The sequence below is a fragment of the Nocardia sp. CC201C genome (genome assembly GCF_030010695.1).
GTDB lineage: Bacteria > Actinomycetota > Actinomycetes > Mycobacteriales > Mycobacteriaceae > Nocardia > Nocardia otitidiscaviarum.
In genome coordinates, this window is record NZ_JASCXP010000727.1 from 1 (window position 1) to 1,247 (window position 1,247).

The following is a 1,247-nucleotide window of genomic DNA, read 5'->3' on the forward strand; positions in this document are numbered from 1 at the left end:
CGGGGACCGGGATGGGAATCGGCTCGGTCTCCGGGACGATCTCGATCTCGGGCAGCCGCGGCAGGACCGGTACGGGCTGTTCCGAGGTCTGCGGTTCGGGTGCCGGTTCCGGCGGCGCGGTGGGCGTCGGTGTCGGTTCCGGCGGGCGCTCGCTGTCGGGAAGCTCCGGCGGCGTACCGCTCGGGGTGGCGGGAGTCCCTGTGGCACTGGGATTGTGCCGCAGGTCCGGGCACGGTGAGGCGCACGGGTCCGGCGGCAGCGGGGCCGGGTCGATCCGGGTGTCGTCCGGCGCGGGCCCGGGTATCGGCACCGGCACGAACTCCGGTACGGGGACCGGGATTCGGATGGTCGGCGGCGGGCTCCACGGCGTGGTATCCGGTTGAGGTTCGCGGGCCAGCGGGTCGAATCCCACCTCACCGCAACTGTTCACGGGGGCGGGCGCCCACGGCGCGGGGGCCGCGGCCGCCGGCGGGGTGAGCGCCAGACCGACCGCGACGACGCCGGTCAGTACGGATGCGGTGCGGAGCGGGGTCGGGATCGGCGCGCGCTGCGGAAATCCCATTGCTCTGTGCGTCTCCTGTCCGGGGGCGCGGCGTACCGCGTCACTCGAGATCGACAACCGTGTCACAGTATCGGTCCGCGTGCGGTTGTGCGCGAGTCGTCCGCGCCGTCAACCGATTTGCGACCGAAACGAGACCGGTCTAACACGAGCGCCCGCCCCGCCACCGCGTGTCGAACGCGATGGCGGCGAGTCCACAGGCGTAGATCCCGGCCGCGGCCACCACTACCACGGGTGCACGCCCATCGGCCGGTATCACCGTCGCGGTGGCCGTCAGCGCCAGCACGAAGGCGATATTGAAGACGGTGTCCTGGAGGGCGAACACCTGCCCGCGGTGCGCGTCGTCGATCTCGATCTGCATGGCGGCATCACCGGTGAGTTTGATGGTCTGCCCGGCCAGGCCGAGCAGGAAGGCGGCGGCCAGCAGCGCGAGCCGGGCGCGTGCCTCGTCGTCGCCGGTGGCCACGGTGATCGGCGTGACCAGCGTCAGCTGCACGACGATGGCGGTGACCAGCCCCGCCACGACGGTGCGGATGCGGCCCAGGCGCGGGATGAGCAGCGGCGCCAGCACGGCCGCGCTCAGCATGCCCGCCCCGGTGCTGGTGATGGCGACACCGAAACCGGCCAGCCGCTCGGCGACCCCGGAGCCGTCCTCGACGCCGCGCCGCAACACCAGCACCATGAGCAG

At 72.7% G+C, this 1,247-nt stretch carries 2 pseudogenes; both read right to left on the minus strand.

Going from position 1 to position 1,247, the window contains the following annotated elements:
* Window positions 1-562: pseudogene (locus QK444_RS36315) on the minus strand (carbohydrate-binding protein); the annotation flags it as partial.
* A 139-nt stretch (window positions 563-701) separates the two neighbouring features.
* Window positions 702-1,247, minus strand: a pseudogene (locus tag QK444_RS36320) (hypothetical protein); the annotation flags it as partial.